This is a genomic window from Elusimicrobiota bacterium (assembly GCA_026388155.1).
GTDB lineage: Bacteria > Elusimicrobiota > Elusimicrobia > Elusimicrobiales > UBA9959 > UBA9634.
On the sequence record JAPLKI010000025.1, the window covers coordinates 230500 to 250865 of the forward strand.

Annotated in this window: 15 protein-coding genes; 1 reads left to right on the top strand and 14 read right to left on the bottom strand. The window is 52.6% G+C overall.

The window, feature by feature from the left end:
- Window positions 1–167: 167 nt before the first annotated feature.
- The gene (locus NTX59_13295; GenBank protein MCX5786650.1) at window positions 168–1187 is read left to right on the top strand and encodes a response regulator; all 1020 of its coding nucleotides are present in this window, start codon (window positions 168–170) and stop codon (window positions 1185–1187) included.
- A gap of 137 nt (window positions 1188–1324) precedes the next feature.
- On the opposite strand, the gene NTX59_13300 is transcribed toward NTX59_13295, so the two are convergent.
- From NTX59_13300 to ftcD, 14 genes are all read right to left on the bottom strand, one after another.
- A complete protein-coding gene (locus tag NTX59_13300; GenBank protein MCX5786651.1) occupies window positions 1325–2323 on the bottom strand; it encodes an SIS domain-containing protein in 999 nt (332 codons plus the stop codon).
- A complete protein-coding gene (locus NTX59_13305) occupies window positions 2320–3171 on the bottom strand; it encodes an HAD hydrolase-like protein (GenBank protein MCX5786652.1) in 852 nt (283 codons plus the stop codon). The genes NTX59_13300 and NTX59_13305 overlap by 4 nt, the downstream gene beginning before the upstream one ends.
- The gene (locus tag NTX59_13310; protein MCX5786653.1) at window positions 3168–4769 is read right to left on the bottom strand and encodes a tetratricopeptide repeat protein; all 1602 of its coding nucleotides are present in this window, start codon (window positions 4767–4769) and stop codon (window positions 3168–3170) included. The genes NTX59_13305 and NTX59_13310 overlap by 4 nt, the downstream gene beginning before the upstream one ends.
- Before the next feature lie 86 nt (window positions 4770–4855).
- Window positions 4856–6127 carry an imidazolonepropionase gene (hutI, locus tag NTX59_13315; protein ID MCX5786654.1) on the bottom strand — a complete coding sequence of 424 codons (1272 nt, stop codon included), beginning with the start codon at window positions 6125–6127 and terminating at the stop codon, window positions 4856–4858.
- Window positions 6128–6224: 97 nt separating this feature from the next.
- A complete protein-coding gene (locus tag NTX59_13320) occupies window positions 6225–6722 on the bottom strand; it encodes a YajQ family cyclic di-GMP-binding protein (GenBank protein MCX5786655.1) in 498 nt (165 codons plus the stop codon).
- A gap of 115 nt (window positions 6723–6837) precedes the next feature.
- Complete coding sequence (gene hutU, locus NTX59_13325) at window positions 6838–8499, bottom strand: urocanate hydratase (protein MCX5786656.1); 1662 nt, start codon at window positions 8497–8499, stop codon at window positions 6838–6840.
- Between the two features lie 52 nt (window positions 8500–8551).
- Window positions 8552–9142 (bottom strand): 3'-5' exonuclease, encoded by a 591-nt coding sequence (locus NTX59_13330; protein MCX5786657.1) that lies wholly within the window; start codon window positions 9140–9142, stop codon window positions 8552–8554.
- A gap of 117 nt (window positions 9143–9259) precedes the next feature.
- Window positions 9260–9973 (bottom strand): DUF3307 domain-containing protein, encoded by a 714-nt coding sequence (locus NTX59_13335; protein MCX5786658.1) that lies wholly within the window; start codon window positions 9971–9973, stop codon window positions 9260–9262.
- Window positions 9974–10090: 117 nt separating this feature from the next.
- Window positions 10091–12265 (bottom strand): adenylate/guanylate cyclase domain-containing protein, encoded by a 2175-nt coding sequence (locus NTX59_13340; GenBank protein ID MCX5786659.1) that lies wholly within the window; start codon window positions 12263–12265, stop codon window positions 10091–10093.
- A 46-nt stretch (window positions 12266–12311) separates the two neighbouring features.
- Complete coding sequence (locus NTX59_13345; protein MCX5786660.1) at window positions 12312–14369, bottom strand: ATP-binding protein; 2058 nt, start codon at window positions 14367–14369, stop codon at window positions 12312–12314.
- Window positions 14370–14515: 146 nt separating this feature from the next.
- Window positions 14516–15730 carry an electron transfer flavoprotein subunit alpha gene (locus NTX59_13350; GenBank protein ID MCX5786661.1) on the bottom strand — a complete coding sequence of 405 codons (1215 nt, stop codon included), beginning with the start codon at window positions 15728–15730 and terminating at the stop codon, window positions 14516–14518.
- A 217-nt stretch (window positions 15731–15947) separates the two neighbouring features.
- Entirely contained in the window at window positions 15948–16739 is a 792-nt protein-coding gene (locus tag NTX59_13355) for an electron transfer flavoprotein subunit beta/FixA family protein (GenBank protein MCX5786662.1), read from the bottom strand.
- A gap of 170 nt (window positions 16740–16909) precedes the next feature.
- Entirely contained in the window at window positions 16910–18544 is a 1635-nt protein-coding gene (locus tag NTX59_13360) for an acyl-CoA dehydrogenase family protein (GenBank protein MCX5786663.1), read from the bottom strand.
- Between the two features lie 154 nt (window positions 18545–18698).
- Window positions 18699–20198 carry a glutamate formimidoyltransferase gene (gene ftcD, locus NTX59_13365; GenBank protein ID MCX5786664.1) on the bottom strand — a complete coding sequence of 500 codons (1500 nt, stop codon included), beginning with the start codon at window positions 20196–20198 and terminating at the stop codon, window positions 18699–18701.
- Between the last annotated feature and the right edge of the window lie 168 nt (window positions 20199–20366).

Sequence of the window (20366 nt, forward strand, 5' to 3'; positions counted from 1 at the left end):
AAGCTATGAGCCAAAAGAGCGGGGCGGGTTCTACGGCAAAATCTATTCTTGTTTGTCGCGGCATAAAATATTCCATAAGAATTCCAGCTTAATACCAATCCTTCAACAACGTCCCCTTCCCTGTGCTGTGGGCTGACTCAAGTGTTTTAAAATGATATATTCTAGGCATGGCAAAAATTGACCACCAAATCATGGTTATTACCAGGCTGAGGGAATTCACGGGAAGGGTTCCAGCGGCCTACGCCAATCAGACGGAGTTATTCATCACCTCACTGTGGAGCATGGCGGAGCATCTCATTAGTTTGAAGAAAGAAATGCTGAATGCAGCGTGCGCGGATTTCGCCGAGAAGCTGGACAACATGACCGCCACCAGAGAAACGATCGCGGAATTAAAGGATCTAGTCTCCGGCAAGGATTTTGACATGATCTGCCGGAGCATGGCCGGCAACAATAACGAGAGGACCAAGGAAAGTCTCGCCACACTTGTCCCCCTCTCGCTGGTAGACGAGGAGAAAAAAGAGGAGGGCAGAGACACGGAGACGGACCGGCAGATCGAGGAAGCATACGAAGAGTTGAACTTCGCTCACCTGATCAAGGAGCTGAACTCCGAGCCTACGCTCAACGCGATCAACGCGGTGCTCGCAAAAGCGAGGGCGGAGGTTGAAGAGTACTGCCGCTTTTATCATATACCGCTGGACGGAGGCAACACCTTCACTCCGTCCTCACTGTTGCGCCTGGATGCGGTAATCGCGGCGTGCTATCGTATTCTCTCTTACATCAGCGACAATATAGGTTCCGGGAAACTGATACTGATAGTTGACGATGATGAAGCGATACGGGACATGCTTGATTTTTTAGTGCGCAAAGAAGGCTTCAAGGTCGCGAAGGCGGCCGACGGGGATGAAGCTGTTCAAAAGGCTAAAACCCTGCATCCTAATCTTATCCTGCTTGACCTGATGCTGCCCAAACAGGACGGGTTTAAAATTCTGCGCGAACTTCAAGGTGAAGGCACCTCCGATATTCCCATAATAATAGTGACCGGCCGTTACCTCGACCGATCCACCAAGGAGATGATAAAGCAGGAACCGAATGTAAAGGATTTTATGGAAAAACCGATAGAGCCCCAGGGTTTAGCCACCCTCCTGCACACGCTCCTTAAAACACATGAACACAAGGGGCACGCCTGAAACCATAGGCGGCATAAAGCCCGTTATAATGAGTCCGGCAGGCCCTGCACTTTTTTTATAACGGAACCGGCCCCCAACCGGACTGTCTTGCGGACTGTACAGGAAAACCTCAGCGCCGGTCCTGTTCCCAAAATCACCTAAAAAGTTTTTGTTACTTTTTTCAGGCCTTTGGGGTTGTCGGGGTTCAGGCCTTTTTCCAGGGCGAGGCGCAGCGCCAGCATTTTCATTTTAACATCGGTCAGCAGGCAGTTGAAAGGAAACTTCCCGCCTTCCGGGAAAACGCTCTCGCAGGCGGTTCCTCTGGCCTCAAGGGCTTTTTTGACTTTCAGCAGATCCTCCGGCAGGTTTGAGGAAGGACTGAGAAGGAAAACAAAATCCTTTGAAGTATAGGCCCCCACCGGGCCGTGCAAGAACTCCGCCGCGGAATATCCCACCGCGTGAGAACGGCTCATTTCCCTGAATTTCAAGGCGGAATCCTCGGCCACGGCGTTATAGGGGCCCCTGCCCACAAAACCGATTATCGGAGCTTTTTTGAGCCTGGCCCAGTCTTTCGGCAGTTCGAAGCCGTCTGAGATAGAATCCTCCAGCGATTCTTCCGTCTGCTCAAAGATTTCTTCGCCAAAGCAGCCGCTCCAGATTTGCGCGGTCCACAAAACCGCCCATAACTGGAGGGCGAAGCTTTTAGTGGCTGCCACCGGCAGTTCTTTTGAATTTGAAAGCAAAATACGCGCGTCCGCCGACCGGGCAAGCGGATTTTCGCTCAGCAACGGCTCATTGGTCACTGCCACGGATGCCGCGCCCCATTTTTTAAGCAGCTTCAGGCAGGCAATGATGTCTTCGCTTTTGCCGGACTGCGAGAAGGCCCATACGGCCTGGCCTTTGAAATTAAGCGGTTTTTTAGCCTCAAAGATAGAATGCGGGTGGATGAAGTTCGTAATCACTCCCGCATAAACTTCCCAGATATACTTCGCAAAAAGCGTGGCGTTGCCGGAACTTCCCCGCCCGACAAGATAAACGCTGTTGTTTTTGCCTTTGAGCGCCGTTTTTTCAAGCCCGTGCGCCCTTTCGGAAAACAAATGCAGAAGCCTGGGTATTTCCATGATATCCGAATAAGTCAGAGTGTTTTCTATTTTCATTCTGAGCCTTTTACGATCTTGCGCTTTATTGAGCGCAGGCGGGTGAGGGCGTCCTCAACATTTTTCAAGTCCATTCCGGTGCTGCCGTAGTGGGCGTGCTCGATAGGCGAATCGGGACAGATATAGGTGCCGCGCCGCACGCCTTTCGGGTCGCGCTCCAGCCCCAGCCAGAGAAGCCAGGGTTTTATCACCGCGAAGTTTTTTGTCAGAATTTCGGGCCCGCTTTTTTGTATTTCCCGCGCGTCGCCGAAACCATCCAGAATCGCGCCGGGATGGTAACCGGCTTCCTTGGCGGCCAAAACATCCAGATGCGTATCGCCGATGACAAAAACCTCCCCCGGCCTTATCTTTGTCTTTGTCATTTTTTCGGCCCTTTCCACTGCCTTGCGCAGCACATCGCTTCTGTGACGGGAATCGCAACCGTAGCCGCCGAAAGAAAAATATTCCAGCAGGCCGGACGGCTCAAGCTTCAGAAACGCCCCCGCCTTCAGATTGCCGGTGCCAAGGCCTATAAGCAACCCCTTATTCCTTGAAAGTTTCTTAAGCAGTTTTTCCGCGCCTTTTATCTTGGCGTAATTCTTTCCTTTGATCGAAACGATTATTTCGGCCGGCAGGCACTTTACATAAAGCGCTTCTATTTTACGCGCTTCACCGGCTGTCGGCTTCCTGCCCCTGGCCCGCCTGAAGGCCGCGTCAAAATTAGCCTTGTCCGTAACGCCCTGCCAGGACAACTTTGAACAAACATCCGCCACGCCGCACATTTTCTTTATAGCTTTATTCAGGGCGCGCACACCCGCGCCCCCGGCTTTGATCAGGGTTCCGTCAATGTCAAAAAGCACTATTTTCATGGTTTAGTCACTAAAGGCAAAAAATATTTATCCATCCGCCTGTAGCCGCCGCACATCTTAAGAGTATACTCTATTACCCGGACTATATCAGCGCCGCGCAAGGACGCTCCGCCGCCTATGCCAAGCCTTTTGCGGGCTAAAGAGAGCGGCTCGGGCCATGCCGAAGCGGCAAGCGCGAAATTGCGTTCCATTTTGGCAGTATCGCCGCTGTCTGCGAAAAGAAGGGCCTTATTCAGGCACACCCATATATTGCAGCCCTTTCCGCCGGGGGAGGATCCGTCTCCGGCGGAAAGCCTGCCGGCCGCTTCAAGCTCGCGCAAAGCTTCACGGCGGCGGCCGCAGCGCCGGTAAGCCTCGCCAAGCCAGGTCCTGGCTTCCGCGTCTTCCGGGGCGGCGGCAACCGCTTTTTTAAGTTCAATTAAGGCGTTTTTAAACTCACCCATTTCCAGGCAGGCCGCCCCCAGCCAGCAGGCGGCGTGACGACACTTGTTGTTTTTAAGCAATCCGACAGCCCGGCGGTATTGTTTCAGGAACAAGCGCATCTCCCCTTCCCAGGCCAGCACGCTTTCCTTTTCCGGCCCCGGAGCGGAGGAGTAAGCGGCTTTAAACTGTTCCAGTCCCGCGCGTATCCCGCCTTTACATAATAGCGCTTCGCCAAGACTGCAATGAACCACCAGGTGCCGATAACCTATAGTCAGCATATTTTGGAAATCGGCGGCGGCCCTGTCATATCGGCCGGCATAAAGACTGTTCCACCCGGTCAGATACCTGGCAAAATCGTACTTTCCGGACCCTTTTTCAATAAGAACGCCTAATCGCGCCCGGGCGGCTTCCTTCGCCGAACCGTGTAAGTTCATGTTCAGGGTGCATTTAAGGTACGTCATAAAACCCTTCAGCCTCGGGCAAGGTTTTTCCTTTCCCAATCTGCGCGCGTGCTCCATGAAATAAGATTTCGGCAAGCTGTATTCGAGGCACCAGGGGTGGGCTATACTAAGCAGGCCGCACCGGCTCCTGGCTTCGCCGGGCAAGGTGAGCAGCGCGAGGATTTCACACGCCTTTTCATAATGCGAAAGCATGCAGTAGGCCTTAAAGAGTTCGGCGCTTGAACCGGCGCCTGCCGCGGCCGCAAAATCCAGGAGCGCGGAGCGCATTTCCCCCAGATCGCCTTTTTTATCGGCCTCCACGGCCAGCTTCCAGGAATCCGGCATTTCAATTTCACGCAGGTTCCACCCCGGGTTATTAAGCAGCAAAAATAAAAATATGCGGGCCTCTTTAAAGCCCGGTGAAAGTTCAACGGCTTTTTTAAGACAGCCAAGCGCGCGCCCGCGCTCCCCTTTCTGCGCGAGTATGCGCGCTTTCAGGTAATGCGCGTGGGCTATGCCGGGCTCTACGGCAAGAACATGGTCCACATGCGGCTCAGCTTTTGCCGTATCGCCTAAACGCAGCGCCACTTTGGCAAGATACAGGTCCGCCTGCGGAAGATTCACGTTAAAGCGTAAAGCCCGCTCAAAAAATGTTTCAGCCTCCCGCAAATTTCCCCGCTCCAGTGAAGACACCCCGTTTGTCATCGCTCTGAGGGCGACCGCTGTGTTTGGCATAATATTTTTGTCTAAATCCGGTGGACGGACGCACAATAGCTCTGAAGCGCTGAAGAATTGAAATAAAAAATCCAGGCCTGCAGACTTCAGCGCTTCAGCGCTTCAGCGCTAGTTTTGAACCGCAGCGCGCGGCCTTTCTTTACCGTCATCAGGTTAAGGCTGCCGCCGAAGTAGTAGCAAAGCTCGCGATAATCCTCAGCGTCAAAAACGGCTAAATCGGCCTGCTTGCCGGCTTCCAGAGTGCCAAGCCTGCCGCCCAGCCCCAAAGCGCAGGCGCCGTTTACGGTGGCGGCCGTTAAAGCCTCCTCCGGCCCCATTTTCAGGCGCAGGCAGGCAAGCGACAACACGAACTGCATGTTCCAGCAGGGGGCGGTGCCGGGATTGAAATCTGTGGCCAATGCCACCGGAATACCGGCCGCCATCAGTGCTTTTACCGGGGGATATTTTTCAACGCCCAGGTAATGGTTTGAGGCAGGTAGCAGGGTTACAATGGTACCTGAAGCTTTAAGCGCCTTAATATCGGCGGCGTTGATAAAATCCGCGTGGTCAACGCTTACGGCGCCCGCGTGCGCGGCCGCAAGCGTGCCGCCGTAGTTTGAAAGCTGTTCGGTATGTGCCTTGGGTTTAAGGCCGAAGCTTTTCGCGGCCTCCAGATAACACGCCGTCTGCGCCGGGCTGAAATAGCCCTTTTCGCAGAAAATATCTGCGAAAACGGCCAGCTTTTCTTTGGCCACCGCCGGCATTATTTTTTCAATGGTGTAAGCCAGGTATTTTTCAGCGTCGCCCTTAAACTCTGGCGGAACGCTGTGGGCGGCTAAAAGCGTTGGGATCATTTCAAGCGCTGTTTCGCGCCCGGCGTTTTTTACGGCCCGCAGCATTTTCAGTTCGGAGGCCAGGCTAAGGCCGTAGCCGCTTTTTACCTCTATTGTGCCGGTGCCGCACTCAAGGAACTTTTGCGCCCGTTTCAAAAGCTGGCCGGCCATGGCGCGCGGGTTTTGTTTTCTGACGGACGCTATGCTTGAAACAATCCCCCCCCCGGCGGCTTTTATTTCCTTGTAGGAAGCACCTTCAAGACGCATGGAAAAATCTTTAAGGCGCGGTTCCGCAAAAACCGCGTGGGTGTGGCTGTCAACAAAAGCCGGTATTACCACGCCGCGGGCTTTGATTTCGCGGGCTTTTTTGACAAGCGGGTGTTTTATTACATCTTTTTCCGGGCCGGAGGCGAGGATATGCCCGCCTTCAATAAGCACCGCCCCGTTTGTAATCAGGCCGATGTCACGCATTGCTGAGCCGGAACGCGGACCCGGCGCGCCTTTGAATGTGAGCAGTTGTTTAATGTTGGTAAGGATTAAGGCCATAGTTATTTTGATACAGCATCCAGCGGATAGGGGCTAGAGGCTAGGGATTTAGAAACTCCTTCCCTAATCCTCTATCCGCTAGCCCCTATCCGCTGCACTACCTGTAATTATCAAACTGCAGTGTCACTCCGAAATCGCCGCCGCGGAGAAACGTCATTACTGTCTGAAGCTCGTCTTTGGAACGGGAAGTTATGCGAAGGCTGTCGCCCTGTATGGCGGCTGTAACTTTAAGCTTGGCGTCTTTTATGGCTCTTACCATTTCTTTGGCTTTGTCAATCGGTATACCCTGCTGGATCTTGACCACCTGCCTGGCCTGCCCGCCGAGGGCCGATTCCACCTTGCCCGGCTGAAAATTTTTAAGCGGGATATTGCGTTTTGAAAGGCGCGTAAGCAAAACATCATAGAGGGCTTTTATCTTATACTCGTCCGAGGACAAAAGCGTTATGGCATTTTCTTTTTTATCGAAAGTCATCTCTGAATTGCTGCCCCTGAAATCATACCGGTTTATCACCTCTTTCATGGCGTTGGCGATGGATTCATCCACCAGATTCACATCCACTTTTGAAACCACATCAAAACTGAAGTCGGTAGCCATAGTTATTATATCCTCCTTAGATATCGTTTAGCGTTTAGGGGCGAGGGGCTAGGGATTAGGGAGTTAGGAATTAAGGAAATACCTTCGCTAACCGCTATTACCTATACGCTATCCGCTATTTAATCATCGGTATTTTCACGCCTTTCTTTTTAGCGAAATCTATCGCCTTCTCATATCCGGCGTCCGCGTGCCTGATTACTCCCATGGCCGGGTCGTTGGTAAGCACTCTTTTAATTCTCAAGGCCATTTCTTTTGTGCCGTCGGCCACGGTAACCTGGCCGGCGTGAAGAGAATAGCCCATGCCCACTCCGCCGCCGTGGTGGAAAGACACCCAGCTGGCGCCTGAAGCGGTGTTTACCAAAGCGTTTAAAACAGGCCAGTCGGCTATGGCGTCGGAGCCGTCTTTCATGGCCTCCGTTTCCCGGAACGGGCTTGCCACCGAGCCGCAATCCAGATGGTCGCGGCCTATCACTATCGGGGCCGAGATTTTTCCTTTTTTTACCAGTTCGTTCATGCGAAGTCCCATAATATGGCGCTCCCCATAGCCAAGCCAGCAAATGCGCGACGGCAGGCCCTGGAACTTAACCTTTTCCCCGGCCATTTTTATCCAGCGCGCCAGACTCTCATTGTCCGGGAAAAGCTCAAGGGCGAGCTTATCTGTAACGGCTATGTCTTTGGGATCACCCGAAAGGGCGGCCCAGCGGAAAGGCCCCTTGCCGTAACAGAAAAGGTCCCGTATATATGCGGGCACGAAACCCGGGAAATCGTAGGCGTTCTTCACGCCCTGCTTGAAAGCCATGGTGCGGATATTATTGCCGTAATCAAAAACGACCGCCCCGCTTTTTTGGAGTTTCAGCATGGTTTCAACATGGATAGCTATGGATTCCATAGCCAGCTTCACATATTTTTTGGGGTCTTTTTTTCTAAGCTCTCCCGCGGCTTTAACCGTGAACCCCTTAGGAATATAACCGTTCAGCGGGTCGTGAGCGGAAGTCTGGTCGGTGAGCACATCCACCTTTACGCCGCGCCGCGCTATTTCCGGCAATACTTCGGCGCAGTTGCCCAAAAGCCCTATAGAGAGCGGCTTTCCAGCCTTCAGAGCTTCACCGGCCAGTTCAAGCGCGTCATCAAGGCTGCGCGCCATGGTGTCAACATAGGCCGTGTCCAGCCTTTTTTTTATGCGGGTTTCGTCCACTTCGATGATCAGGGCCACGCCGCCGTTCATGGTAACGGCGAGCGGCTGGGCGCCGCTCATTCCGCCAAGCCCGCCTGAGACCACAAGTCTGCCGGTAAGGTCGCTTTTAAAATGTTTTCTTGCGCATTGCGCGAAAGTTTCGTAAGTACCCTGAAGTATGCCCTGCGTACCTATGTAGATCCATGAACCGGCCGTCATCTGGCCGTACATCATAAGGCCTTTTTTTTCAAGCTCGTCAAAGACCTCCCAACTGGCCCAATTGCCCACCAAATTTGAATTGGCTATAAGCACGCGCGGGGCGTATTCATGCGTGCGCAGAACGCCCACGGGCTTGCCCGACTGGACAAGCAGGGTTTCGTCGTTTTTAAGTTTTTGCAGCGAACTTATTATGGCGCGGTAACAGTCCCAGTTGCGGGCGGCCTTGCCGCGGCCTCCGTAAACTATAAGGTCATCCGGGCGTTCGGCCACTTCGTTGTCCAGATTATTCATAAGCATGCGCATGGCCGCTTCCTGCTGCCAGCCAAGGCATGAAATTCTTTTGCCCCTTGGCGCCCTGATATTTTTAATCGGTGAATTGATCATTGAATCACCCTCCCTGCGGCGGCGGTAATCGGTCACCGGTTACCCCCGTCTATTATCTTATCCCACGGCATTTGTTAACCAGGTCGCCCACAGTAACGGCCCCGCTGTTTTTGAAAGCGGAAACGAAATGCTCAAAAATTTTTCTGGTCATTTCCACATCCGCAAGCGCCCGGTGCCAGTGTTCGCTTGAGAGGTTAAGCTCCCCGGCTATGGTACCCAGACGGTTATTGGTGAATTTATAATGGCCGCGCGCTATTTCGAGGGTATCCACCACAAGCAGATCCGGGAATTTAAGGCCTACCCGGGAAAATTCCATTTTTAAAAAATTTGTATCAAAAGGAGCGTTGTGCGCCACTATCACCGAACCCTCAAGCAGATCCAAAAGCTTCGGCGCCACATCCTCAAAGACGGGGCTTGAACGCACCATATCGTCGGTGATACCGTTAATTCTTGAGGCGGTATGGGGGATGGGCCCGCCCGGATTTACAAGCGAAGAGAAATGATTGACGCGCGCGTCGCCTTTAAAGCCTATCAGCGCCACTTCGCAGACACGCGCGCTGTCAGGCGAGAGCCCGGTGGTTTCCACGTCAATAAAATTAAAAATGGCCGAGTCTATGGTTTGATCAAGCATGGTGTGGATCATAAGCAGATTTAAGGCTGTGATAACAACAGCGGCTGGCATATAGAGGCGAGAGGTCAGGGAATGAAGGACTCCTTCCCTATCCCCTATACGCCAGCCTCTAGCCCCTACAATCTATTCCTATACCGTGCCGTAGTAAATATAGCGGGCCCAAAAGCCGAAGCCGGCCGCAAGAACTACGCTGAAAACGATATTTAAAAGCGACAGGTCTATAATGCGCTTTTTCCGTATGTGAAACATCTGGAATATCCAGGCCGCCGCAAAAGGCAGCCACCAATAGCCGGGCACAAAAAAGAAAGCCCACAAAACGAGGCGTTCAAAAATCACAAAATATTTTTCGTCAAACCTGGGGAATTTTTTGCCGTAGAGGTCTTTTTCAACGAAATAAACAAGCACCGTGGTCACATGACTGACCAGCACCAGCATGGCGGCGACGCCTATCCATTTTTCCGGCCTCAGAAAATCATACCCCGGATAAATCACGGGCGATATCATGAAAAGCACATATATATGAAGGATCTGGTCCGTCAAAAAATTTACCGTTCCATCGCGGTAGCCAAGTTGTTTCATGCCGTATATGCGCAGTTCGTCTATTAAAAAATGGACAAAGAACATCAGCGACAAAGCCAGCCAGCCATTGAATTTAAGCGGGCCAAGGCTGAACCAGACCGAACCAAGCACATTCCAGGTAAGCGCGACTGACACGATAAAATGCGTAATGCAGTGAATAAACATGCCGTAAACGGACCTCCGCTTTAAGGTATTCACAAAGTCGAATTGCAGCGTATAGTCCGCAAGCAAATGCGATAGAAGCAGCCGCCAGAATATTGCCATATAAATTACCTGTTTTCCTCAGAGATTTCGACACGCTCGCCGCAACCTCTTACTGTTTGGAAGTAAGATCAAACGTTCCGTCCCAATTGTCTCCTTCTGTGCCTTGTGCCTGGCTTATTAATCATGGAACTTGGAAGTAAGATTAAACGTTCCATCCCATTCACTTGGAACAGCGGAAGAATATTTCTCGGCCAAATCCAGATAAAATCGCGAGGGTCCGTCCTGCGGAGCGGCGGCGAGCGCCGCTTCAAAGGCCTTGCGGGCTTTGTCATAATCGCCCTTATAGAACGCCTCAAGGCCATCGTTATAGGCCTCAAGCAGTTTCTTGAGTTCAGCCGACAATTTGCCCTTATGCGCCAGCGGCTCATAGACTTTAACGGGTATAGCTTTGCCGACCACCCGTATCTGCCCAAGGCGTCTGGCTTCAAGGAAATCCTTCGCCTCTTCGTAAGTGTATTCGCTCACCATTATCTTTGAGTGGAAGTATTTATTGGCGCCTTCAAGCCGGGAGGCCAGGTTCACCGAATCTCCCATTACGGTGTATGAAAGCCGGGTCTTTGACCCCATGTTGCCCACGACCATGGGGCCGGAGTTAAGGCCTATGCGCGCCGAGGGTTTAATGGTGAACTCCGTAAGTTCCGTGTTCAGGCGGGCTATTTCTCCCATGCAGTCGACCGCCGCCATGCAGGCCAGTTTGCGGTGGTCTTTCTGGTCAAGCGGGGCGTTCCAGAAAGCCATTATGCAGTCGCCTATGTATTTATCCACCACGCCGTCGTATTTAAGAATCACGTCCGTCAGGCCCGAAAGGTAACTGCCCAGCATCTTTGTGAGCTGCTCAGGCGTCATTTTCTCGGACATAGTGGTAAAGCCCGCTATGTCCAGAAAGAAGGCGGTCATGTCGCGCTTCTCGCCGCCAAGAGACAGCTTGGACGGGTCTTTGGTGATGACCTCGACAATTTTGGGCGAAAGGTACTGGCCGAAAGTGTTTTTTATCCACTTTTTCTCGCGGCCTTCCGCCAGAGCCTTATCCACGGTGATGTAGACAAAAGGCAGGAAAAGCGAGAGGGCCACCGTCATTAACGGGAAAACCCAAAGTTTTATAAGCAGCAGGTAATCTATGATAAAGAGCAGTCCCAATGAACAAAGAGACACCGCAACAATGGTCTTTATGGAGAATTTCCGCAAAGAAACCGGAAGCCATGGCAGCGCGAGGATGAGCAGCAGCGCATACCCGCCGTATACGGGCGCCATCATATCGGAGCGCATCAGATTGTCTATAGTGGTGGCATGGACTTCCACTCCCGGGAAAAGTTTCTGAAAGGGAGCGGGAAAATGGTCGTAAGTTCCAAGCGCCGTAGAACCGATAAGGACAATACTGTCTTTAAGCACCGCTTTTTCTTCCTTGCTGAGCCGTCCCTCAATGATGTCCGCGATGGAAATATGTCTGTAACTGGCGCAGTAAAAATCTTTTTCATCGGTAGACCAGCCGGGGTGCGACTTCAGGCATACAGGTTCCCTGTAGTTCACGAATATGGGCGACTTGCCGTAGCGCTTTTGCAATTCAGCGAGCGTCTTGCCTGAATAAATAGAGTATGCGCCCATGCCAAGCGACACTATACGCACATCCGCGCACTCCTTCCCGCATTTCAGGCGTGAATTTATTTGCGAGTATGTTACATTTTTAACATTTTCGTCAAGCGTATCGGAATCGGTGCCTGGATAAAAAAGCCAGAATTTTCTTATATGGCCGTCGAGATCCATGCTTATGTCGGAATTCGGATATGCGAGCAGCCGGCTGTTCTCCATTACTCCCTTAAGGGGAAGCTTCAATTTCTTTGTAACGCTGTCTATCGCCAGCAGATTGACCACATTCCCCGCCCTCCCGACGGCTGAAAACATCAAATTATCGCTTTCCTTGTTGTCAGGCTCAAAGAACATCACATCAACGCCTATGGCTTTGACGCCCAGCAGATTCATTTTTTTTATAATTTCGCCGTAATACTTCCGTTTAAACGGAAAACCGTACTTGCCTATGGTATAATCGTCAATCGTGGCTATAATAACCTTGTCATAAGACGGCTTATTCACATACTTTCCGAAAAGGAAACTATAATTCAGATTGTCGGTAAAAACCAGGGACAAATAACCCGGTAAATTAAGCCTAAAATCGCCCCATTTGTTTTCAAGGCTCTCAAACATGTTCAGTGCGTGCGTCAAAGCGAATATCAGTGAAAAAACGGCTATTGCCGCGTACACGACTTTACTTTGTTTTTTAGCGCCTTCTGTTTTCATTTAAACCGCCCTTTGCAGCCGCTGTTTTACGATTAATTGTTCTATATTATCCGGCGGAGCCGTTGTCCGCGTTCCGCACGGGCAGCGAAACCTTAAAAACAACACCGCCTGAAATTTTCGACTCGGCCCGGATAGTGCCGCCGTGCAGTTCCACTATCTTCCTCGCTATGGCAAGCCCCAGGCCGAAGCCGGACTCGCCGTCTCCCGGTTTTAACTGCTTGTATTTTTCAAAAATATTCTCAAGCTGAGCGTCCGGTATGCCGGGGCCGTCGTCGGCCACCTCAAAACGCAGGGAACGGCCTTCCGCCGTGACCAAAGCGCTTACTTTTCCCCCCGCCGGCGTGAACTTCCAGGCGTTGGAAAGAAGGTTCTCTATTACCCTGCGCATAAGCGAGCTGTCAGCCGAAAATTCCGTATTTTTAGCGCCGGAAACGTCAATCTCAAAACTGATGTTTTTTTCCTCAAAAAGCGCCTTAAAACCCTCGGCCGCCGAAACCAGGAAGTCAGCCGCGTTTATTTTCCGCAGGTCCGGTTTAAGCTGGCCCGCTTCCATGCGCGAGATGTCCAGTATATTTTCAAGCAATTTAAAAAGCCGGTCGCTTGAATCCCGCACACTTTTAACATAGCCGGCCTGTTTGGCGTCAGGCGCGAATTCCCGTTCCAGAAGCTTTATGTAGCCCTGCATGGTAAGCAGCGGGGCCCGCAAATCGTGCGCCACGGCGTGAAAAAAGTCCTCTTTAACCCGCTGTATTTCACGTTCCAGCGTAACATCCCGCAAAATCATAAACACGGCCGGCTTCTGTGTTTTGGTTGAAAGCGTCTGCAGGCTGATCCGGTAGTATTTTTTTGCGCCCGAGGAGTCCAGTTCCACAAACCCGTCGCGCGAGGAAGATTTAGCCTGCACAAGCCCGGCTATTTTCCAGCGCAGCGCTTCCCCTTTAAGGCCGTTTTCTCCTTCTACGCCAAGCAGCGTGTTGGCCGAGGCATTGGCGTAAAGCAGATCACCCTTTAAATCGCAAAGGATAATGGCGTCATGGATAAGGCTGATAAGCAGTTCAAGCTTGCTTTTTTCATCGAAAATCTTTTCAAGCTGAAGGCCGTGGTAGCGGTCCGATTCCCTCATCATGGAGTTGAACGCCTGAAGCAGGGCGTCCAGTTCGGAAATGCCGGAAAATTTATCCACCGGCGTTTTAAAATCCTGGCGCGCCACCCGCGCGGCGCCCGCGGCCAGCGCCTCCACCGGGCCCGCAAGGCGCCTGCTGAAAGCGAGAGCTGAAAAATAAAAAGCCGTGATTATGGCAAGCAGGAAAAACGCCATCAGCCAGGTTATGCGGCTGATGCCCGAGAACGCCTCAGCCCGGTCCTGGAGGGTTACGGCGTAAAGGTCAAAGCCGTGCGCCTTTTCTATAGCGCCGATGTAGCGCGCGCGGGTGCCGTCGAGAAAAAATGTTTTTTCCTTTTTACTCTCAAGAACCCCCTTAAGCCTTTCGCGGCTCAAGTCGTCAAAACGGCGCCAGACGGAAACAAAATTTCCGTCTCCGTCGGCCACTAGCACGCCGCCCGATGCCCCCAGACGCTGAGCCTCCAGTTTTTCAAAAAGGTCCCTCATGTTGACCAGCGCAAAAGCGTAGTAGCCGCCGCCAAGCGGATAGACCAGCCGGCACACCGGCATGTTAAAGAGCAGTTCAAAACGCCCCGCCTGATATACGCCCGTGGCCGCCGCTTTTTTAAAAAGCGGTTCGTTCCCGAGGTCGACATAGCCGAAAAGCCTTTTCAATTCAGGGGCCCCGCCGCTTAATATCTCCCGCCCGTCGGCTCCGGTAAAAGCGAGAAAAATAAATTCAGGGTTGTGCCGGAGCGACTTTTGAAGGTTCTCCCTGGTTACATACGAAGCATCGGGCCCCCACATGTTTTCAAGCCGGCCCGCCAGTTCGCCGGTTTTCTGGGTTATTAGCAGCGCCGCCATCTGCGACACATTTTCGTGCAGAGTCAGGATATTTTTTTTGGCGGCCGACTGGTAATAATAAAGGAAAATTCCGGTGGGTATTATGGGGATGAGGCCCGCGCCAAGAACTATAAGCAAAAGTTTATTCAGCAGTTTCACGTTTAGACCTTGTCACACACTGCCTTAGGCTTTAAGCCATAAGAGCGCAGCCCGCCATAAGCCATATGCTAGAGGCCATAAGCTCTATTAAGGGAACTCCTAAAAAGCGTATGGCATACGGCTTAAAACTTACGGCACCTTTCTCCCTAAGGCTTACAGCCTATGGCTTTTCCCTTAAGCGCCTCGATCAGTTTGGGCAGTATTTCGTGCGCGTCGCCCACTATTCCGTATGTGGCCACATTAAAGATGGAAGCGGTTGAATCTTTATTGACGGCGATGACAATATCCGACGCCCGCATACCGACTATATGCTGGACGGCGCCGGAAATGCCGAAAGCGAGGTAAAGCCTGGGAGAAACCGTAGTTCCACTTTGCCCCACCTGGCGGGCCTTTTCTTTGAAACCCAGATCTACGGCCGCCCTTGAAGCCCCCACCATGCCCCCAAGCAGGCTCGCCAGTTCTTCCAGCGTTTTGAATTTTTCCCTGGTTTTCATACCGCGTCCGCCGGAAACGATGATTTTGGCGTCGCTTATTTTAAGGGTTCCGCATTCGCGCGTGATTTTTCTTTCCAGCACTTTAACGCGGCGCAGGCTCTTGTCAATTTTGATATCCGCCCTGATCAGCACCGCCGTTTTCCCGTAAACTGGCTCCGAGAGTTTCATGACGTTGGGGCGCACGGTGGCCATCTGCGGCCTGGAATTGGGACTTAAAATGTCAGCCATGATATTACCGCCGAAGGCGGGGCGTGACTGCAGCAGCAGGCCGTCTTTTATAGCGAGCCCCGTGCAATCCGCCGTCAAACCGACATAAAGCGCGGCAGCCACGCGCGGGGCCAGGTCCCGGCCCTGGATAGTGGCCGGATAAAGCATGACCGCCGGTTTATGCGTGTTGACAAGCGCCGTGATGACGGTGGAAAAAATGTCGGTATTATATTCAAAAAGCTCGGGGTTTTCCGTCAGGTACATTTTATCGGCGCCAAACGCGCCCAGTTCTTTTTCATAGGCGCGGTTCTTGTCGGTCAACACCACCGCGCAGAGTTCCTGGCCGAGGTCGTCCGCCAATTTCCGCCCGGCCGACAACAACTCAAAAGTGACCCGCTTTATTTTTTGCGCGGAAGTCTTATCTTCGGGCTCCGACATTTCCACAAAAACCCACACGCCTTTATAGCCTGAAAGGTCCCTTGTGGACGCTTCCTCTCTGGCTATGGTTATGGCTTCCACCGGGCAGACCTGCACGCAGACGCCGCACAAAGTGCAGGCCTCGTTTATAACGGCCTTCTTGGCCATCATCTGTATCGCCGCGAAAGGGCAGACCGGCACGCATTTAGTGCAACCTATGCATTTTTGTGAAACATTGATCATAAATTCTTCGCAACTACTCAGGTTATCAGGTTCACGGTTCAGGGTTCACGGTTATCTTTTCCTTAATCTTCATGCTTTTTCAAGGCTATGCCAGTGCCGTATCAGAGGCCATGCCTATCAGACGGCCAACCGTTGAACCGTTTCCGCCGGAGGCGGATCCGCCGGGTTGTTTGGCGGAAAACCGCTGAACCGTGAACCTGAGTAGCTACAATTCTCCTTATTCAGAAATAAAGCGCTTTTCTTTCATTATCTCAAGCAGTTTTTCCACCGCCTGATGAGCGGAACCATGCGTCATCTGCGCCTTGCCTTTCAGCGGCGGCGGATAAATTTTGTTTACCTGCGTGGGCGAGCCTTTAAGGCCAAGGTAGCGCTCTTCGGCCCCGATATCCTCGGCCGACCAGACCTGGTAAGGTTTAGCCTGCGCCGCGTGGATCTCCCGGAAGGAGGGATATTTGGGCGCGTAGTCATTAGGCATTATCATGGTAAAAAGCGCGGGAGGCTTTACTTCAACCATTTCATAACCGCTGTCAATGAGCTTTTTTACGATAAACTTTTTCCCATCCAGGTCAATATGTTCGCAAAAAGTCACCTGCGCTATTCCGAGCTGCTGCGCCACGCCCGGCCCCACCTGCGCGGTGTCGCCGTCTATGGCCTGCATGCCGCATAAAATAAGGTCAAGCTTGCCCGCTTTTTTGGCCGCGCGGGACAACGCGTAAGAAGTGGCCCAGGTATCGGAACCGGCAAACGCCCTGTCGGAAAGCAATATCCCCTCGTCGGCGCCAAGAGCAAGAGCCAGCTGCACCACGCTTTTTGCCTGCGGCGGCCCCATTGAAATAACCGTGACCCTGAAATTGTGCTTTTTTTTAAGCTCAAGCGCGCTTTGCAGCGCGAAATGGTCGTAGGGATTTATTATGCTGGGTACGCCGGCCCTTATAAGAGTGCCGGTTTCAGGATTTATTTTTACTTCGGTGGTATCAGGCACCTGCTTGATAAAAACGGCGATGTGCATGTTGATCTCCTTGATAAATCTAATTCGTTAGCGAATAGGGGTTAGCGAATAGCGAATAGGGAAGGAGTTCCTTATTGCCGTCTCAATCTGCAGCGTGCATTTGCTATTCGCTATTCTCTGTTCGCTATTCGCTGCTGTTGTGCTATTCGCTTCTTCACTATTCGCTGCTCTTAGCGCGCCTTGAACGTCTGCTTCAGTTTCGCGGCTACAAGGTCCATGTCCGCCGTAAGGCCTTTTTGAACGGCGGCGGCGCCCGCGAAGTCAACCGATAGATTAGAAACGCCCTCTACGGAACCTAAAACCAGCGCCGCGCCCTCCGTAGTGATCGTAAGCGCGGCCTCTCTCGCAAAAATACGGGCCATGGCCTGCCAGCCCTGAACGTCAAAGCGCACAGACTCGGTGTATTGCTCTTTGGCGGCCGCGCCGGAAAAGACATACGCCGACTCGGCCATAGCTATAAGCCTGCCCAGCTTGAAGGTTACATGCTGGTGGCGGGTTAGCTTGTGCAGGCGGCACTCTTCAAGCAAAGCCGCAAGCGAGCGCAGCGAAAGTGCGCAGGCGTCCGCTCCCACACTGGCATTATCCGCGTGTAAAGCGTCCATTTTATCGGCCAGATCCAGATAATACCGGCCCCGGGTTTTCAGATGTTCCTGCCAGCGGCCCCGGTAAATGGTCATTTCCAGCACTTCGCTGGTGCCTTCATAGATACAGGTTATTTTAACATCCCGCTTTATCTTTTCAACCGGGAAATCGCGGGTGTAGCCGTACCCCCCGAGGGCCTGTATGGCGTCTTCGGCCGCCTTATTTCCTGACTCTGTGGCGAAATATTTGGCGACCGCGCCCTCGGTCTGCAGGCCATGTTCGCCTGAGTCAAGGCGGTTCGCCGTTTCCTCTATGTAGGCGCGGGCGGCCTCAAGCCTTACGATGTTCGGCACCAGGAATTTGTGGGTATAGCCCTGCTTATCTGAAAGCGGGCCGCCGGCCTGTATCCTCTGCTGACTGTAACGCGCGGCTATTTCAATGGCTTCCAGGCCCGCCCCAAGGCCGAAAGCCGCCACCATAAGCCGGGTGTAGCCGAAAACAGCCTGCGCCTGTAAAAGACCTTTGCCTTCTTCAAGGCCTATAAGATTTTCAATCGGGACATAAACATTGTCAAGTGAAAGCCCCGCTGTATTTGAAAGCCGTATACCGTGCTTGTCTTCATGTTTGTTGGGTGAAAAACCTTCCATGTTCCGCTCAACTATAAACCAGCACGGGCCGCCCGGCGCAAGAGCAAGCACGGTGTAGAGATCGGCCACCCCTCCGTTCGAGATCCATTGCTTGGCACCGGTCAGATGGTATCCGGCGAGCTTGCCGTTTTTCACCACATGCTCGGCCCTTGTTTTTAAGTTAACCAGGTCGGAGCCGGCGTCCGGCTCGGTGGCGGCGTACGCCACAAGCAGCCTTTCCTCCGCTATTTTTTTAAGCCATTTTTCTTTCTGCTCCTCGGTTCCGCCCACATTAAGCGGGTCGGTGCCCAGAAAAGTGGCGAACACCGAGGTGGCAATGCCGAGGTCTATGTGCGCCAGCGCCTCGCAAAAGCGATAAATGTCGTAAGTGCCGCCGGAAACCCCTCCGTACTTGACGGGGATCATCAGCAAATGCACGCCCAAGATCGCGGGGTCGGTCATCTCTTTTAAGATTTCGGCCGGGAACTCGTTATCGGCGTCATGTTGGCGTATGAAGTCATAGGGCAGACGCCTTTTAGCGTAATCACGCAGACTGTCCAGCATCAGGTTCCTTGAAATAGTGTCCATGCTAGGCATTTAAATCTCCTTGCAAAATCCAATCGTCAGGGTATAGGGGTTAGCGAATAACGAAAAAGTAAATAGTAAGAAAGCAAATAGCAAATAGTAACAGCCAGAGAGGTTTATTTTCATTGTCAAAGCAGTCTCATTTTTCCCACTATTTGCTATCTTACTATTTGCTATTTGCTTCTTCTCTATTCGCTGCCGTTATATAACCTTTAACTTCTCTCACCAGTTTTTCGCCGTAAGATTTGTCTTCCAAACCTTCAGTGTTTATAAAAACGTTTTCGGCGACACAGCGGATAGCCGCCTCAAGCAGGTAGCGGGCGCTTCTGTAGTCCGATACCACCTGCGGCGACACAGCGCCTGAACAAACTTCAAGCCCCGCCAGGGCCTCCGAGGCCAGGCGCGCCGTCTTAAGCGGAACCTCGGCCGCGTACTTAAGAGCGGCCTGCATTTTGGCTTTGCGCGCCGGATCGTCCTTTGGCAGTTTCATGGCGGCCATGAAAACGTCAAAAGAAGCCGAATCCTCGCTTACGCAATTCTGCAGGGCTGCCTTATATTCGCCAAGCTTCTCCCGCAAGGCGTTCAGGGCGGGTTTCTTGGCCTCATCCAGCTTTTTCCCGCGCAAAGTTATACCCAGCGCCATCTGGCCGAGAGCGCAGCCCATGGCCCCGCTGACCGCGCCGGCTGACCCCCCGCCCGGAGTGGGGTCGGTATTCGCCAGCGCATCCACAAAAAGACCGGCGCCCGACTGCCAGGAGCTTAGAAGTTTTAAAAGCTTGGTTTCCAGCACCTGGGTATCCTTGCTGAAATCTTTGACATTAAGGGTCTCAACGGCATAGTCGGTAATGGCTTCCTGCGTGGTAAGGCCTATAAGTTCTGTGCCGGTAACCGCTATATTTTTCGGGGCCAGATCCTTGGCCATTTCATCCATTACGCGCTTTATGGAAGTGGTCCGGTAATCCGTAAGCACGGTTGAAATTTGCACCTGTCCCTTGGATTCCAGAAAAATCTCCTTGGCGCGGAGCGCCGGCAGGCCGCCGCCGGAAGTGCGGATCTTTTTTGCCAGAACTTTGGCAAAATCCATATCGGTAGTGGCGAGGTTTACATTGAAATTGACTATCTGGTTTCGGGCGCCCACGGCCATTGCGCCGGCGGTGGGATGTATTTTATCAGGTCCGAAATCCGGCACGCGGTCCGGATTTTTACCTATTTCTTCGCGCAGGCCCTCAAATTGCCCCTTGCGCACCTTGGCCAGATCCCTCCGGTTTTCATTGCGGGCGGCCCTGTCATAGAGATACACCGGTATGTTCAATTCCCTGCCTATGCGCTCACCAGCGATTTCAGCCAGCTTTACGCATTCCTCCAATGTGGAGTCCATGATGGGAATGAACGGCGCCACGTCAGTGGCCCCCATTCGGGGGTGTTCGCCTTTGTGATGGTTCAGATCTATCAGGCCCGCGGCCTTTTTAGTAACGGCAAACATAGCATCGGCGGCGGTTTCAAGAGGGGCTATAAAAGTGAGCACCGTGCGGTTGTGGTCGGCGTCTTTTTCCACGTCCAGCACAAGCACGCCCGGCACGGACCTGGCGGCATCCACGATCTGGTTTATCTTCTCAATGTCCCTGCCCTCGCTGAAATTAGGCACACACTCGACGAATTTACCCATACTGCCTCCAATATCTGCCCCGCTCTTTTGGTGCACAACTCCGGGTTCTATAACCAAAGTGTTGCCCTATAAGCCTTGTGTTGCGGCCAAAAGGGCGGGGCCTGCGTAGGTACCGGAACAAGTCAGCGCTGAAGTTTTCCGCTCTCTTCCACTTCAGAACTTCAGCTC

Coding starts and splice junctions, on each gene's coding strand:
- NTX59_13295 (MCX5786650.1), top strand. CDS start 168: ATGGCAAAAATTGACCACCAAATCATGGTTATTACCAGGCTGAGGGAA.
- NTX59_13300 (MCX5786651.1), bottom strand. CDS start 2,323: ATGAAAATAGAAAACACTCTGACTTATTCGGATATCATGGAAATACCC.
- NTX59_13305 (MCX5786652.1), bottom strand. CDS start 3,171: ATGAAAATAGTGCTTTTTGACATTGACGGAACCCTGATCAAAGCCGGG.
- NTX59_13310 (MCX5786653.1), bottom strand. CDS start 4,769: ATGCCAAACACAGCGGTCGCCCTCAGAGCGATGACAAACGGGGTGTCT.
- hutI (MCX5786654.1), bottom strand. CDS start 6,127: ATGGCCTTAATCCTTACCAACATTAAACAACTGCTCACATTCAAAGGC.
- NTX59_13320 (MCX5786655.1), bottom strand. CDS start 6,722: ATGGCTACCGACTTCAGTTTTGATGTGGTTTCAAAAGTGGATGTGAAT.
- hutU (MCX5786656.1), bottom strand. CDS start 8,499: ATGATCAATTCACCGATTAAAAATATCAGGGCGCCAAGGGGCAAAAGA.
- NTX59_13330 (MCX5786657.1), bottom strand. CDS start 9,142: ATGATCCACACCATGCTTGATCAAACCATAGACTCGGCCATTTTTAAT.
- NTX59_13335 (MCX5786658.1), bottom strand. CDS start 9,973: ATGGCAATATTCTGGCGGCTGCTTCTATCGCATTTGCTTGCGGACTAT.
- NTX59_13340 (MCX5786659.1), bottom strand. CDS start 12,265: ATGAAAACAGAAGGCGCTAAAAAACAAAGTAAAGTCGTGTACGCGGCA.
- NTX59_13350 (MCX5786661.1), bottom strand. CDS start 15,730: ATGATCAATGTTTCACAAAAATGCATAGGTTGCACTAAATGCGTGCCG.
- NTX59_13355 (MCX5786662.1), bottom strand. CDS start 16,739: ATGCACATCGCCGTTTTTATCAAGCAGGTGCCTGATACCACCGAAGTA.
- NTX59_13360 (MCX5786663.1), bottom strand. CDS start 18,544: ATGCCTAGCATGGACACTATTTCAAGGAACCTGATGCTGGACAGTCTG.
- ftcD (MCX5786664.1), bottom strand. CDS start 20,198: ATGGGTAAATTCGTCGAGTGTGTGCCTAATTTCAGCGAGGGCAGGGAC.